The sequence below is a fragment of the Pseudogemmobacter sp. TB195 genome (assembly GCF_058313095.1).
In genome coordinates this window covers 171,127-186,015 of sequence record NZ_JBZEGG010000011.1, presented here as the reverse complement: position 1 = coordinate 186,015, position 14,889 = coordinate 171,127, and the positions used below count along the sequence as shown (strand labels likewise).

General features: G+C 63.8%; 12 protein-coding genes. 5 read left to right on the top strand and 7 right to left on the bottom strand.

Going from position 1 to position 14,889, the window contains the following annotated elements; genetic code table 11:
• Positions 1-141 precede the first annotated feature (141 nt).
• Positions 142-1,452 carry an MFS transporter gene (locus AC4FS3_RS13295; protein WP_491020972.1) on the bottom strand — a complete coding sequence of 437 codons (1,311 nt, stop codon included), beginning with the start codon at positions 1,450-1,452 and terminating at the stop codon, positions 142-144.
• A 135-nt stretch (positions 1,453-1,587) separates the two neighbouring features.
• Complete coding sequence (locus tag AC4FS3_RS13290) at positions 1,588-2,469, bottom strand: NUDIX hydrolase (RefSeq protein ID WP_491020971.1); 882 nt, start codon at positions 2,467-2,469, stop codon at positions 1,588-1,590.
• A gap of 218 nt (positions 2,470-2,687) precedes the next feature.
• Between AC4FS3_RS13290 and ilvD the strand changes: the two genes are divergently transcribed.
• A complete protein-coding gene (gene ilvD, locus AC4FS3_RS13285; RefSeq protein ID WP_283178528.1) occupies positions 2,688-4,526 on the top strand; it encodes a dihydroxy-acid dehydratase in 1,839 nt (612 codons plus the stop codon).
• 63 nt (positions 4,527-4,589) lie between these two features.
• Here the strand turns inward: ilvD and AC4FS3_RS13280 are convergent, their stop codons facing one another.
• Both AC4FS3_RS13280 and AC4FS3_RS13275 read right to left on the bottom strand, forming a co-directional pair.
• Positions 4,590-5,795, bottom strand: a complete 1,206-nt coding sequence (locus tag AC4FS3_RS13280; protein WP_491020970.1) for an MFS transporter — start codon at positions 5,793-5,795, stop codon at positions 4,590-4,592.
• Between the two features lie 201 nt (positions 5,796-5,996).
• Complete coding sequence (locus tag AC4FS3_RS13275; RefSeq protein ID WP_491020969.1) at positions 5,997-7,607, bottom strand: alpha-amylase family glycosyl hydrolase; 1,611 nt, start codon at positions 7,605-7,607, stop codon at positions 5,997-5,999.
• A 386-nt stretch (positions 7,608-7,993) separates the two neighbouring features.
• On the opposite strand from AC4FS3_RS13275, the gene AC4FS3_RS13270 reads away from it, so the two are divergent.
• Together AC4FS3_RS13270 and AC4FS3_RS13265 are read left to right on the top strand one after the other, a co-directional pair.
• Positions 7,994-9,238, top strand: coding sequence for an MFS transporter (locus AC4FS3_RS13270; RefSeq protein WP_491020978.1), 1,245 nt, complete (start codon positions 7,994-7,996; stop codon positions 9,236-9,238).
• 295 nt (positions 9,239-9,533) lie between these two features.
• Complete coding sequence (locus tag AC4FS3_RS13265; RefSeq protein WP_491020968.1) at positions 9,534-10,556, top strand: aspartate-semialdehyde dehydrogenase; 1,023 nt, start codon at positions 9,534-9,536, stop codon at positions 10,554-10,556.
• A 136-nt stretch (positions 10,557-10,692) separates the two neighbouring features.
• Here AC4FS3_RS13265 and AC4FS3_RS13260 read toward each other — a convergent pair whose 3' ends face one another.
• Together AC4FS3_RS13260 and AC4FS3_RS13255 are read right to left on the bottom strand one after the other, a co-directional pair.
• Positions 10,693-10,845 (bottom strand): hypothetical protein, encoded by a 153-nt coding sequence (locus AC4FS3_RS13260; RefSeq protein ID WP_491020967.1) that lies wholly within the window; start codon positions 10,843-10,845, stop codon positions 10,693-10,695.
• Between the two features lie 135 nt (positions 10,846-10,980).
• Positions 10,981-11,655, bottom strand: coding sequence for a PspA/IM30 family protein (locus tag AC4FS3_RS13255; protein WP_491020966.1), 675 nt, complete (start codon positions 11,653-11,655; stop codon positions 10,981-10,983).
• Between the two features lie 106 nt (positions 11,656-11,761).
• Between AC4FS3_RS13255 and AC4FS3_RS13250 the strand changes: the two genes are divergently transcribed.
• The gene (locus AC4FS3_RS13250; RefSeq protein ID WP_491020965.1) at positions 11,762-12,358 is read left to right on the top strand and encodes a TetR/AcrR family transcriptional regulator; all 597 of its coding nucleotides are present in this window, start codon (positions 11,762-11,764) and stop codon (positions 12,356-12,358) included.
• Positions 12,359-12,515: 157 nt separating this feature from the next.
• The gene (locus AC4FS3_RS13245; RefSeq protein ID WP_491020964.1) at positions 12,516-14,150 is read left to right on the top strand and encodes a DUF4139 domain-containing protein; all 1,635 of its coding nucleotides are present in this window, start codon (positions 12,516-12,518) and stop codon (positions 14,148-14,150) included.
• On the opposite strand, the gene mnmC2 is transcribed toward AC4FS3_RS13245, so the two are convergent.
• Positions 14,151-14,825, bottom strand: a complete 675-nt coding sequence (gene mnmC2 / locus AC4FS3_RS13240) for a tRNA (5-methylaminomethyl-2-thiouridine)(34)-methyltransferase MnmC2 (RefSeq protein ID WP_491020977.1) — start codon at positions 14,823-14,825, stop codon at positions 14,151-14,153.
• Positions 14,826-14,889 lie beyond the last annotated feature (64 nt).

Genomic DNA, 14,889 nt, shown 5'->3' with positions numbered 1-14,889 from the left:
ATGAAAACCCAGGAATGGAACGAATATTGCGGCCATTTCACACAATGGGAAAAACAAAATACTCTCGATATCTGAGGTCGGATAAGTGAAAGAAACGCCGCCCGGAATGACCTCCGGGCGGCGTTTTCTGTTGCAAATCGGTCAGTTCAATGCGGCTTGCCTGGTCTCGGCATCGATCGTCCAGGCCAGCAGTGCCGCCAGGACCAGGAGGCCCGAGAACAGCCCGATCGCCATGGCCGTGTCCTGGATGAAGAGATGCACCAGGACCGAAGGCGCCAGCAACCCGCCCAGCCGCGCCATCGCCCCGGCCGCCCCCATCCCGGTTGCCCGGCTCGCGGTCGGATAGAGCTCGGGCGTGAAGGCGTAAAGTGCGCCCCAGGTGCCCAAAAGCGCAAAACTCATCACCATCAGCGCGGTCGCAATCAGCACAGGACCGGTCGAGAGCGTGAACAAAAGACAGGCCGCAGCACTCAGGACCAGAAAGCTGATCAGCGTCTTGCGCCGCCCCCAGGCCTCAACCCCCCAGGCCGCCAGCGCATAGCCGGGGATCTGCGCCAGGGCCAGCACCACAAGGAAGCCATAACCCCGTACAAAGCCGAAGCCCTCATTCGCCAGCCGCGCCGGCATCCAGGTGAAGACCCCGTAATAGCTCATCGAGACGAGGAACCAGACCGCCAGCATCGGGATGGTGCGCCGGATCAGCGCCGGCGAGAAGATCCCGGTTGCGCCCGTGGCCCGGGGCAGTTCAACCCGTGCGGCGCCGGTCGTTTCCTTTCCGTTCATGACAAGCATCTGGTCGAGAACGGCTTTTGCCTCGGCCTCGCGCCCTTCGCGCAGAAGGTGCAACGGGCTTTCCGGGATCCAGAAGCGCAGGAAGATGCCGATCACCGCCGGCACGCCGGTCACGAAAAAGATCACGCGCCAGGTCTCGATCCCGCCCCAGCTGCTCGCCGCCCAGGCGGTCAGCGCCACGATCACGGTTCCCACCGCCCAGAAGCCCTCCAGCATCACCAGCCAGCGGCCACGGCGTGATGGTGGCAGGAATTCGGCCATCATCGCGTAATCCACTGGCAGCGTGCCGCCAACCGCAAGGCCGGTCAGGAAACGCAGGACCAGCAGCGTGGTGAAATCCGGGGCAAAGGCCGAGGCGATGCCGAAGACCGCATCCATCGCCACCGTGATCAGGAGGATCTTGCGGCGCCCGAAACGATCTGCGAGCCGCCCGAAAACCGAGGCGCCCACCAGCATGCCCAGAAAGAACAGCGTGCCGGTCTGCAGGGCCTGCGGCACCTCCATTCCGAAGCTGGCCGCGATCGAGGCGACGGTGAAGCCTACCGCCAGCACCTGCATGGCGTCCGCCGTCCAGACGAGGCCAAAGACCCCCAAAAGCCGGCGCTGGAACCTGCCGGTCCCCGCCCTCTCCAGCACCGTATCGACTGCAATAGCGGTCATCGTCATCCCTTCCCTGTCCCCCATTTTCCGGGGTGTCTGATAAAATATACTCACACTGAGCATATATAGGCGGGAGCGAAATATACTCGATGTGAGTTTATGTCAATTCCAACTTTGACTGATTTCGCGTAAGGCTCAGCCCCGGCTGACCGGTAGCCTGGTGCCGGCGAGCGCGCGTGCCTCAAGCACCGCCGGGCGATAGCGGAACAACATGGCGGGCCGGCCACGGGATTCGGTCGTGGTCTCGCCGGTTTCCTCGATGAGTTCCTGCTGGTCGATCTGCCGGCGAAAATTCGATTTATGCAGCCTGAGGCCGATCAGTGCCTCAACCAGGCGCTGCAGTTGCAGAAACGTGAAGCTCTCCGGCATAAGTTCAAAGGCCACGGGGCGGTATTTGATCTTGGCCCTGAGCCGCGCGATCCCTGTCGCCAGAATGCGGCGATGATCCCCCTGCATCGCCCGCCCTGCCCCGATAAGACCGCTGGCCTCGCCAACCAGCCCGGCCTCATAGAGCAATTCATAGCGTGACAGAACCAGATCCTCATTCCAGGCCTGACCATCAAGGCCGAAAGCATGGGAGACCCGCTGCACGCGACCGGGATCGCTGGCCGCCCAGAGGTTCAGGGCCGCAATCATGTGCTGCCAGCCCTCGGGTAGGCCGCTGCGGTGATCCTCCCAGGGGAGATATTCATACCAGCCATGCCATTCTGGCCGCCCGGCCCCGGGTGCCGCCTGTTCGCGCACCAGACCGAGATAGGAGATCGAGATCCGCCGCAGATCCGCGTCTTCCCCCCGGTCACGGTCGGCAAAGGTGTAGAGCTGTTCCAGAAAGCCCACCGGATGCCCCGTCTGGCTTTCGATCCAGTCCCTGAGCCCCGCCTGCAGGCTGCGATGTGACGAGGTGAACGGGCCCGAGGGCAGCGCCTCGCCGGCAGCAACCGTCATCACCCGGGGCGCGTCGCCGGTCACTGCGGCAAGCACCGCAATCAGGTCTGCCTGAGCCAGCCCCGTTGTCACCCTTGCCTCCGCTTTGACCTCTGCCTGACCCCGGACTAGCACGCGGGCGCAGCCTGGCCAACCATTGCCCCGGTCGTGAAGCCGCAAACCTGTAACAGCCCTTTAAACCGCGCCCCGCTTACGTTAACTCAGTGAGGAAACCCCAAACCCGGCTTCCTGCCAGACCGTCACCCGGAGGAGGTGCGGCGGGAGGCTCTCAGGCGAAAGACGACAGCCAGATGCCAGCCTATCGTTCCAGAACCACCACGCATGGCCGCAATATGGCCGGGGCCCGCGGGCTCTGGCGCGCCACGGGGATGAAGGACAGCGATTTCGGCAAGCCGATTATCGCGATCGTGAATTCGTTCACCCAATTCGTGCCCGGTCACGTCCATCTTAAAGACCTCGGCCAGATGGTCGCGCGTGAGGTCGAGGCGGCGGGCGGTGTCGCGAAAGAGTTCAACACCATCGCCGTCGATGACGGGATCGCGATGGGCCATGACGGGATGCTGTATTCGCTCCCCTCGCGCGAGATCATTGCCGACAGCGTCGAATACATGGTGAATGCGCATTGCGCCGATGCCATGGTCTGCATCTCGAATTGTGACAAGATCACCCCCGGCATGCTGATGGCTGCGATGCGGCTGAACATCCCGGCGATCTTCGTCTCGGGTGGGCCGATGGAGGCCGGCAAGGTGACGCTCGGCGACGGGCGCGAGGTCAAGCTCGACCTCGTTGACGCGATGGTGGCCGCAGCGGATGACAAGATGTCAGACGCAGATGTGGATGCGATCGAGAAGGCCGCCTGCCCGACCTGTGGCTCGTGTTCGGGGATGTTCACCGCCAATTCGATGAACTGCCTGGCAGAGGCGCTTGGCCTGGCGCTGCCGGGCAATGGCTCGACGCTGGCGACGCATGCCTTCCGCAAGGGGCTGTTCCTGAAATCGGGGCGGATGATCGTCGAGCTGGCAAAGCGCTGGTACGAGCAGGATGACGCGAATGTGCTGCCGCGCACCATTGCCAGCCGCGCGGCCTTTGACAATGCGATGGCGCTTGATATCGCGATGGGCGGCTCGACCAATACCGTGCTCCACCTGCTGGCCATTGCCCGCGAGGGCGGCGTTGATTTCGGCATGGATGAGATTGACGCGCTGTCGCGCAAGGTCCCCTGTCTGAGCAAGGTCGCGCCGAATGTGGCGGGCGTGCATATGGAAGATGTCCACCGCGCCGGCGGCATCATGTCGCTTCTGGGCGAACTCGACCGTGGCGGGCTGATCAATCGCGACTGCCCGACCGTCCATTCTGAGACCATGGGTGAGGCGCTTGCCGCCTGGGACATCGCGGTGACGAACAACCCCGAGGCACGGGAATTGTATCTCGCAGCCCCCGGTGGTGTGCCGACGCAGGTTGCGTTCTCGCAAAGCTCGCTCTGGCCCAGCCTTGACACCGACCGCGAAAAGGGCGTGATCCGCTCGGTCGAACATGCGTTTTCGAAAGAGGGCGGGCTTGCGGTCCTGAAGGGCAATATCGCGCTGGATGGCTGTATCGTGAAGACCGCAGGCGTCGACGAGTCGATCCTGAAATTCTCGGGCCCGGCTGTGGTGTTCGAAAGCCAGGACGCGGCGGTCAAAGGCATCCTGAACAAGGGCGTCAAGGCCGGCGATGTGGTGGTGATCCGCTATGAGGGGCCGAAAGGCGGGCCGGGGATGCAGGAAATGCTCTACCCGACCTCTTACCTGAAATCGCGGGGGCTCGGCAAAGTCTGTGCGCTGATCACCGACGGGCGGTTCTCGGGCGGCACTTCGGGCCTTTCCATCGGCCATGCCAGCCCCGAAGCGGCAGCCGGTGGCACCATCGGCCTTGTGAAGGACGGCGATCTGATCGAGATCGATATCCCGAACCGCACGATCACGCTCGCGGTCCCCGAGGCGGAACTGGACGCGCGGCGCGTCGAACAGGACCGTCTGGGCTGGAAACCCGCACAGCCAAGAAAGCGCAATGTGACCACCGCGCTCAAGGCCTATGCGGCCTTTGCGTCTTCGGCCGATAAGGGCGCGGTCCGGATCCTACCGGAATAATCTGCGGCCAGACATCAACAAAAAGGCGGGTGATCCTTTCACCCGCCTTTTTCATTTTGCGCCTTATTTCGCCTGCGGCGCCTCATGGGTCTTCGCGTAATGGGCAAGGATGCCCAGCATCGCGATCCCGGCCACCGAAAAACCGATCGCCACGATCCCCGAGGACCGGTAGCCCCAATGCAGCGCGAAGCCGGCGGCCAGCGGCCCAAGCGCGTTCGCCGCGTTAAAGGCCGCGTGGTTCATTGCCGCCGCCATGCTTTGCGCCTTGCCCGCGACATCCATCAGCCGGGTCTGCAGCGGCACAAAAACGCCCGAACTCAGCCCGATCAGGAAGGCGGACAGCGTCATCTGCACCCAGTCGCCCACCGCGTAAGACGCATAGGCCTGCGCCAGGATCATAAAGATCAGCAGGGACAGCGCCGCTTTCATATTTCCGAGCCGGATCGTCAGCCGGGCCGCCAGGATCGAGCCCAGCGTGATCCCCACGCCGAAGGTGGCCAGCATCAGCGTCACGCCCCAGTCCGGCGGGTTCGCGGTCGCAAGCATCGCCGCCGAGAGGAAGGAATAGACCGCGAAAAGCCCGCCGCAGCCGATCAGCCCCACCGCAAGTGTCAGCAGGACCGAGGGGTTGAACAAAGCCCGCAGCTCATCCATCGGGCGCGCATTGGGGTCAACGCCGACCCGTGGCGCCAGTTTCAGGATCAGCACCGCTGAAATCAGCGCAAGCACGCCTGGCAGCGCAAAGCCGAACCGCCAGCCAAGGCCCTGGCCCAAAAGCGCCGCGAAAGGCACGCCGACGATATTCGCAACCGTCAGCCCCAGCATGACCTGGGTGACGCCTTTCGCCCGCTGCTCGCGCGGCAGCGCATCGGCGGCAAAAAGCATCGCCACGCCAAGGAAACCACCATGCGGCATCCCGGCAAGGAAGCGCGTCACCAGCAGCGTCGAAAAGCCCGGCAGCACCGCCGCCAGCAGGTTCAGGACGCCGTAAGCTGCGATCAGCCCGGCCAGGTAGCGCCGCCGGGGCAGTCTTGCGCCCAGAAACGAGGTCAGCGGCGCGCCCACGACCACGCCGAACGCATAGGCCGCGACGACTTTGCTGGCCTCGGCCTCCGGGACACCAAGGTCTTTCGCATACCAGGGCAAGAGCCCCATCGAGGCGAATTCAGACGTGCCTATGGCGAAAGCGCCAAGGGCAAGCGCAAGGATCGCCCAGCGATAATCGGAAGAGCGGCCGGGCGCGGAAGAGCCACTGAACGGCGGGGACATGGGGCACCTGATATGAAATGAGAAACCGGAATCTGCCGGTCAGCCTTTTGGCGTTGTTTGCGATAACGGCGGGCGGCTGTCCATGGGCCAGTCTATGCGCGAATGCAGGGCAGGTTTGCAAAAGGCACAACAATGGGCAAAACGCCCGTCGATCAGGCGGGATTGTGCCGCTCAGCCGCCCCTCACAGGTCAGCCCGCGCCTCAGCTCAGCCCCGGGATCCCGCCGGTGATCCGCAGAAAGCCAAAGCCATTGCCGTCCAGCCGCACGATACCGGGCGTCAGGCCAAGGCCCTGCGACGGGCCGGTCTGATGCCCCTCACCGTCAAGACGCAGCCGGACCGCCTCCCTGCCAAGATTAAAGAGGCACAGAAGATCGCCGCGCAGGAGGGCCAGCACCGGATCGGGCGCGGTCAGGAAGGTGGTTTTTCCGTCGCGCAGCACAGCCTCGGCGCGGCGGAAGGCCAGCATCGCGCGGTAGCTTTCCAGAACCGAGCCCTGGGCGCCCTCCTGCGCGGCGACATTCCTCGCCAGCTGCGGCGCCTTCACCGGCAGCCATGGCGTGCCGGTGGTAAAGCCGCCATTGGCGCTTGCGTCCCAGACCATCGGTGTGCGGGTATTGTCGCGCCCGACCGGCGCCGGCCAGAAGGCAATGCCCTGCGGATCGGTCAGCTCCTCAAAGCCGAGTTCGGTATCGGTCTGGCCGAGCTCCTCACCCTCCCACAGGCAAATCGAGCCCTCGAATGACAGCAACAGCGCGCCCGCCAGTTTCGCAAGGCTGTCCTGGTCGACCGCATAAGGCAGCCAGCGCGTCACCTGGCGCGGCACGTCATGATTGGCAAAGGCCCACATCGGCCAGCCCTGGGGCGCGCCGCTGAAGAACGCTTCGATCCGGTCGCGGAAATAGCCGGGGGTCAAGCTCCGCCCGAACATCTCGAAACTATAGCACTGATGCAGACGCCCCGGCGCGGTATAGTCGCCCATCATCTGTATCGCGCGGTGGGTATCGCCGACCTCGCCCACGCTCGCCGCGCCATATTCATCCAGCAGCGCCCGGATCCGGCTCAGCCAGGCCAGGTTCTCGGGCCGGTTCTTGTCGAACAGGTGATCCTGCATGTCATAGGGATTGTCGGGCGGATCGGCGAGATCGCGCCAGTCAGCCGGATTGTCGCGCAGCTTCCGGTCGTGGAAATAGTAATTCACCGTATCAAAGCGGAAGCCATCCACGCCGCGCTCCAGCCAGAAGCGCAGGACCGAGAGCGCCCAGTCCTGCACCTCCGGGTTATGGTAGTTGAAATCGGGCTGCGATGTCAGGAAGTTATGCATATAGAACTGGCGGCGGCGGCCATCCCAGGTCCAGCCGGGGCCGCCAAAGACCGAAAGCCAGTTCGTCGGCGGTGTGCCGTCATGGTCGGGGTCCACCCAGACATACCAGTCGGCGCGCGGATTATCGCGCGAGGCGCGGCTTTCCGTGAAAAACGGGTGCTGGTCTGACGAATGGCTGATCACCTGGTCGATGATAACCTTCAGCCCGAGGTCATGCGCCGTGGTGATCAGCCTGTCGAAATCGGCGAGAGTCCCGAAAACCGGGTCGATATCGATATAGTCTGACACGTCATAGCCCATATCCTTCATCGGGCTTCGAAACACCGGCGAAAGCCAGACCACATCCACCCCGAGCCCCGCCAGATATGGCAGCCGCGCGGTGATACCGGGCAGATCTCCGACCCCGTCGCCATTCGAATCCTGAAAGCTGCGCGGATAGACCTGATAGGTCACCGCGCCCTTCCACCAGTCAGCCGCCGCTTTGCTCACATCCGCCCCCTCACTGAACCCACTCTATCCTGAAACGTCTCAAACCCTGCCGCGACTAACCCCCTGCCATGGCGCGGGCCGCCGCACGGACATGCCGGCTGCAAAAGCACCTATGGCGGCAGCTTCGTTCCCAAAGCGGGCCCCCACCCGCTGCATGATAAGAACAGCCGGTATACGCGCACATTCCGGCATTCCCGCGCCTCCGTCGCAGCCCCCCGTTTGCGCTCACATTCGCGCCGCCCGGTCGCGGGGGCAAGAGGGCAGGTCCGGTGAGGCTGACACGCGCCGGAACACGGGCGCTTGTATGCATCACAATTCAGCATTTGACGCCACCCGGGGCCCGGCGCAGGGTGCCGCGACGCGAGAAGGAATACCCGATGTCACAGATGACCGCCGCCACCAAAGCCCCGCTGATGACCCCCGTTCTGATCGCGGGTTCGGTCATCCTGATGATCGGCTTCGCGATCCGCGCCTCGTTCGGCGTCTTCCAGATCCCGGTCGCGACCGAATTCCACTGGGCGCGCAGCGAATTCAGCCTGGCCATCGCGATCCAGAATCTCGCCTGGGGGATCGGCCAGCCGATCTTCGGCGCACTGGCCGAGAAATTCGGGGATCGCAGGGCGATCATCGGCGGCGCGCTGCTTTATGCGCTTGGTCTCGTGTTGACGGCGATGGCCACCCAGCCCTGGCAACATCAGATGCTGGCGGTGATCATTGGCTTCGGGATCGCAGGCACCGGCTTTGGCGTGATCCTCGCAATCGTCGGCCGCGCGGCGGCGCCCGAGAACCGCTCGATGGCGCTCGGGATCGGCACGGCGGCGGGCTCGGCGGGCCAGGTCTTCGGCGCACCTGCGGCCGAGTTCCTGATGCAATACTATTCCTGGCAATGGGTATTCGTGATTTTTGCCGGCGTGGTGCTCCTGACCCTTTTCGCGCTGCCCTTCATCCGCTCTGAACATGTCGCCTCAAAGGCTGAGCTGGAAGAGAGCCTCGGCGAGGTCCTTCGCCGCGCCTTCAAAGACCCATCCTACACGCTGATCTTCCTTGGCTTCTTTTCCTGCGGCTATCAGCTGGCCTTTATCACCGCGCATTTTCCGGCCTTTGTCACTGATTTCTGCGGCGCGATTGATCCGGGCGGATTTCTTGCGATGATCGGGATCACGACAACCTCTGCGCTCGGAGCGGTCTCGATTGCGGTGATCGGGTTCTTCAATATCGCGGGCACGATTTTCGCCGGCTGGCTGGGCAAGCGCTATACGAAGAAATATCTTCTTTGCGGCATCTATGTGCTGCGCACCATAGCTGCTGCGGTGTTTTTCCTGCTGCCGATCACCCCGGCCTCGGTCCTGATCTTCTCGGCGGTGATGGGGTCCCTGTGGCTCGCCACAGTGCCGCTGACCTCAGGGCTGGTCGCGCATCTTTGGGGCCTGCGCTACATGGGAACGCTCTATGGATTTGTGTTCCTGTCGCATCAGATCGGCGGCTTCCTCGGCGTCTGGCTCGGGGGCAAGATGTATGACCTTCATGGCGATTACACCCTCGTCTGGTGGATCGGCGTCGGCGTGGGCGCATTTTCGGCGCTGGTGCATCTGCCGATCCGCGAGCGGCAACCGATGGCGCAACCGGCCTGAGCGGTGCCCGTTGAACCCGGGCAGAGGGGGCCCTGCCCCCTCGCGGCTGCGCCGCCCTCCCCCGGGATATTTAGAGACAGATGAAATCAGCAAATGCTTTTCATCTGTCTCTAAATATCCCCGCCGGAGGCTTCCCCGGCCGGAACACAGGCGCTGACAACGCCATGAGATATGCCCCCGTCGCCAAACGCGCTTTACCACCTGGCCGCGATCAGATAAGGGGCCTCGTTCCCGGATGATCCGGGACAGGCTTACCCTGCGCGACTTGCAGGGTCAGGGTAACAGGAGAACCCCGATGGGCTATAAGGTCGTCGTCGTGGGAGCCACGGGCAACGTGGGCCGCGAAATGCTGAACATCCTCGCTGAACGCGAGTTCCCGGTGGACGAGATTGCCGTTCTGGCATCCAGAAAATCGCTGGGCACTGAGGTCAGCTTTGGCGACAAGACCCTGAAGACCAAGGATCTCGACACTTTCGATTTCACCGGCTGGGATATGGCGCTGTTTGCAGTCGGCTCGGATGCGACGAAAATCTACGCACCGAAAGCCGCCGCAGCCGGCTGCGTGGTGATCGATAACTCTTCGCTCTATCGCTACGATCCGGACGTGCCGCTGATCGTGCCGGAAGTGAATGCCGATGCGATCATGGGTTATGCGAAAAAGAACATCATCGCGAACCCGAACTGCTCGACCGCACAGATGGTGGTGGCGCTGAAACCGCTGCATGACCGCGCGAAGATCAAACGGGTGATCGTCTCGACCTACCAATCCGTGTCGGGCGCCGGCAAAGAGGGCATGGACGAGCTCTGGGAGCAGACCAAAGCGGTCTATAACCCGGTCCATGAAGTGCCGCCGAAGAAATTCACCAAGCAGATCGCCTTCAACGTGATCCCGCATATCGACGTCTTCCTCGACGACGGCTCCACCAAAGAAGAGTGGAAAATGGTCGCCGAGACCAAGAAGATCCTCGATCCGAAGATCAGACTGAACGCGACCTGCGTGCGGGTGCCGGTGTTTGTCGGCCATTCGGAAGCAATCAATATCGAGTTTGAAGAACCGCTCGACTGGCAGGAAGCCCAGGATATCCTGCGCGAGGCGCCCGGCATCATGCTGATCGATAAGCGCGAGCCGGGTGGCTATATCACCCCGATCGAATCGGTGGGGGAATACGCCACCTATGTCAGCCGCGTCCGTCAGGATCCGACTGTCGATAATGGCATCGCGCTGTGGTGTGTTTCGGATAACCTGCGCAAGGGGGCCGCACTGAACGCAGTGCAGATCGCCGAGCTTTTGGGCAACCGCGTGCTGAAAAAGGGCTGATCCCTTACGTGATGAAAGACAGAAACGGCGCGGCAGATTTCTCTGTCGCGCTGTTTTCATTGAGGCCGCAGTCCGGGTCAGCAGATCCGGTGCCAGGTCCGGGCACCACGCCACGCCCCCTGTCATGCCCGCCCTGTCACGCACGGGTGCCCGAAACTTCTTCCGGCCTTTTACAGACGCTCTCGGAATCGTCCCTGCCGCGCAAAGCCCTGGTCGCGCCGACGGTGGAGCTGACCCGCATCAGTGCGGCCCTGGCAAAAAAGCCCCTGGCGGCGAAGCTCGTCTCCATGAAAAAGATCCCGCCCGCCATCATCGCGGCGGCCACCATGAAACTGACGCGCTGAACACATTGAAAGCTTTCGAGCTGCGGATCGGCAGGTCGGTCATCTGAATGGCGCTCTGCTGGGTTTCCGGGAGAATGGGGTCAGTTCTGGCGGGATCTCAGACGGGCGAGCACGGCCGCCGCGTCGGTTTCCAGCGCCGGGCCGCAGCCGGCGGCGGCCATGCGGGCGCTGATTGCCTCGGCGCTCTGGCAGCTGGTCAGGGCGGAAAGAGAGGTCTCGCTGAGCTCGATGATCTGCTGGCGCTCCTGCAGCCGGGCCAGCGTCGCTTCGGCCGCGGTGATGGCAACGGTCACGCCGGTTGTCATCTCCCCCCGCAGGTGCTGGTCTTCAGCTGCTGTCGCGATTTGACCGCCGCAGTCCAGCTCATGCATCCGCTGTTCGGCCTCGGCGAGGTGGCGACGCAGGGCAGCAATCTCGTGCTGATTTGTGTCGAGCGCCGCCCGCATCGCCTTACGGTCACTCTCCAGCCGGGCAATGGCGGCGGCGCCCTCGCCCGCGAGGTCATCGCGGTCGATCGCCAGCGCACCGAGGCAGCGGGTCTCAAGATCGTCGATCCGCGCGTCGATCCGCATCAGCATCTGCTTTTCGCGGGCAGACCGGGCCGTCACCAGTGCCAGCGCGCGCTGCGCAGATTGCACCGCCACCGCGCAGTCGCTGATTTGCTGGCGCAGGTCCGCAAGCGCCCTCGCATCGCTGATATCCCGGGTCAGATCAAAGCTGCGGCTGCGGCTCATGCGTATCAGGGTCTTGAACATCTCCGCCTCCATGGTATGAACACTGTTCAAATCCCCATGAACCACAGCTGTGAACGACGTTCAAGAATAAAATGAACACCGTTCAAGGATCGGATCGGAGCGCGACATGGCAGGCAATCGCGAGGCACGCAAGGAAGACCTGCGCGAGCGGCTGATCGCGGTGACCGCGAGCCAGATCGCGACGCGCGGCCTTGCGCATCTGAAGGCGCGCGAGATCACCGCCGAGGCCGGTTGCGCGCTCGGGGCGCTGTACACAGCCTTTGGCGATCTTGATGAGCTGGTGATGCGGGTCAATACAAGGACGCTCGCAGAGTTGCGCGCCGCGCTGGACCCTGTCGGTGCCGATGCGCCGCCGGTGGAACGGCTCCAGGCGCAGACGCGGGCCTATATCGCCTTTGCCTCGGACCGCCAGAAAGAATGGGCGGCCCTGTTTGAATTCCAGCTTGCACCAGAAAAGCCCCTGCCTGACTGGATGCGAACGGAGCAGGAGGCGCTGATGGCCCTGATCGCGGTGCCGCTGTCGCAGGTCTTCCCTGCGCTTGGCGAGGAGGCGCTGATGATCCGGGTGCGGACCTTTTTCGGCGCGGTCCAGGGGGCGGTGCAACTTGCCTTGCAGGACAGGTTCATCGCCGTGCCGCGCGCACAGCTTGATGCCGAGATGTCGGATCTTGTTCTGGCGCTGTGCCGGGGCTTTCCGGCCTGAGCCCGGTCGGGTCCTCGAGCCCCGGGGATCACGCCCGCACCCCGGGACATCTTGTAACGCAGCCCGGCCCCCGATCCCTGGGCCGGGTTTTCCATTCTTGCCGATGCCGGCCCGGCAGCGCTAGCCTGGTGCAGTCATCCCTTACCGGAGCCGTTCCATGCGTGCCCTTCTTGCGGCCCTTCTGGCCACCACCGCCTTCCCCGCATTTGCCGACACGATCGCCGCCGGCAGCCAGATCACCTCGGTCACCGTCTACCCTCAGGGCGCGAAAATCACCCGCGCGGTGACCTTCGACAGCCCCTCTGCCGGGACGCATGAGCTGTTGATCACCGATCTGCCGGCCGATACCGCACCGGGCCTGATGCAGCTGGCGGCGGCAGAGGGCATCTCGACCGGCGCCTTCTCGCTGCGGAGCGACCGGCTTCCGCCCCGGGGGGAAGTGCTGACCCCCGATCAGGTGGCCGCGAAAGCCATCGTTGAGGCGGCGGAGGCCGGGTTGCGCGCGGCAACCACGGCGGTCGAAGCCGGCAATGCCCGGATCCAGGCCGCCAATGCAAGGGCAGGCTATCTCGCCTCGATCAGCGGCCAGCCGCCTGAGGGAGCTACCGCCGAAACGCTGCGTGATTTTGCGAAAGTGATTGGCGAGGAAACCCTCGCCGCCGCCGGGGAAGCCAGCGCTGCCCGCGCCGATCTCTGGCCGGCGCAAAAAGCTCTGGAAGAGGCGCAAAAGGCGCTGGCTGACGCCGAGGCCAGCTTCGCCGCCCTGCCGTCCGCTGCACAGGATTACGCGGTGCTTTCAGTCAGTTTTGAAAGCACAGAGGCCGGGTCCAAAACCATCACCCTCACCCATTATGTCGATGCGGCCAGCTGGCGGCCCTTCTACGACCTGCGCCTGACGCGCAAGGATGGCGCGGGCCTCACCATCGACCGCTCGGTGCTAGTGAGCCAGGAGACCGGCGAGGACTGGAGCGGGGTCGACCTGACATTGTCTTCGTCGCGCCCCTCCGAACAATCTGCGCCTTCGACGCTCTGGCCCTGGCAGCGCTGGATCGAGAAGGAACAGCCCCCCGCCGCCGAAATGGCGCGCAGTATGGGCGCGGGCCAGATGGATATGGCCCCCGCCCCCGCAGCTGTGGCCGCCGAACCGGCAATCCTGCGCGCCAATGCCGCGATGGAAGGCGATACCGTGGTCTATCATTACCCGCGCAAGGTCGATATCGCCGATGGGGTCGAAGATCTGCGCCTCTCGCTCGATCAGTTGCAGGCAGAGCCCGGGATCTTCGCTCTTGCGGTACCTGCCCGCGATCAAAGCGCCTTTGTCATGGCGAAATTCACCAACAGCTCCGGCGAGCCCCTTCTGCCCGGGGAGGCATTGCTTTACCGCGAAGGGGTGCTGGTCGGCACCACCAGCCTTGGCCTGATCCCCGCCGGCAAGGAAACCGAAATCGCTTTCGGCGCGCTGGACAGCATCACGCTGAGCCGCGACATGCCGCAGCGCGACAGTGGTCAGACCGGCGTGTTCTCGACCTCGAACCAGCTGAGTGAGACCGCGATCCTCCGGATCGAAAACCTCGGATCCGAGAGCTGGCCGGTGAAGGTGATCGACCAGGTGCCCTATTCGGAACAGCAGGATCTGAGCGTAAAGACCACGATCTCGCCACAACCGACGGTGACGGATGTCGAGGGGCAGCGCGGCATCATGGCCTGGGAATTCGATCTGGAGGCCGGCGCAAAACAAGAGATCTCGCTCGGCTATACGATGAGCTGGCCCGACGGGATGGTGCTGCGCTGATCAGCGCAAAACCCCCGCAGACATATGCCGCTTGCCCGCGAAACCGGGCAGGCGGCTGACCTCGAACCCGGCCCCTGCAAGGGCGCGGCGCACATGGCCGGCCGCGGTATAAGTGGCGAAAGTGCCGCCCTTTGCCGTGTGATGCGCAACCTCGGCCATCAGCGTCTCGCCCCACATTTCCGGGTTTTTCGCCGGCGAGAACCCGTCCAGGAACCAGGCATCGGCCCGCCCTGTCCAGGCCGGCAACGTATCCCGTACATCGCCATGCACGATCTCAACTGCGATCCCCGGCAGTCGAAAACGGGCTTCGCCCGCGCTCATCTCGGCCAGAAGCGGCGCGGCAATGGCTGCGGCTTCGGGAAAATGCCGCAGCGCGCGGGCCATATCCTCCACCGCCATCGGAAAAGCCTCGAATGTGGTATAATGCAAAAGGCCCGTGCCCTCAGGGTCCTGCCGGCGCCAGGCCAGCGCGAGGGTCAGGAGGTTCAGCCCGGTGCCGAAACCCAGTTCGGCGATGCGGAATCCGTCTTGCAGCCGCGCCGGCAGATCATTGCCGCCAAGGAAGACATGGCGCGTCTCCTCCAGCCCGCCCTTCAGACTGAAATAGGGATCGTCAAACCTGGTGGCGACGGGTATCGCATCCTCTAGCCAGCTGAGACTGGCGGTTCCGGGCATGACGGCTTTGGGCAGGTCAGTTTCGGGAAAGTCGGTTTCGGGAATCTCGGGCATGGCTCACCTG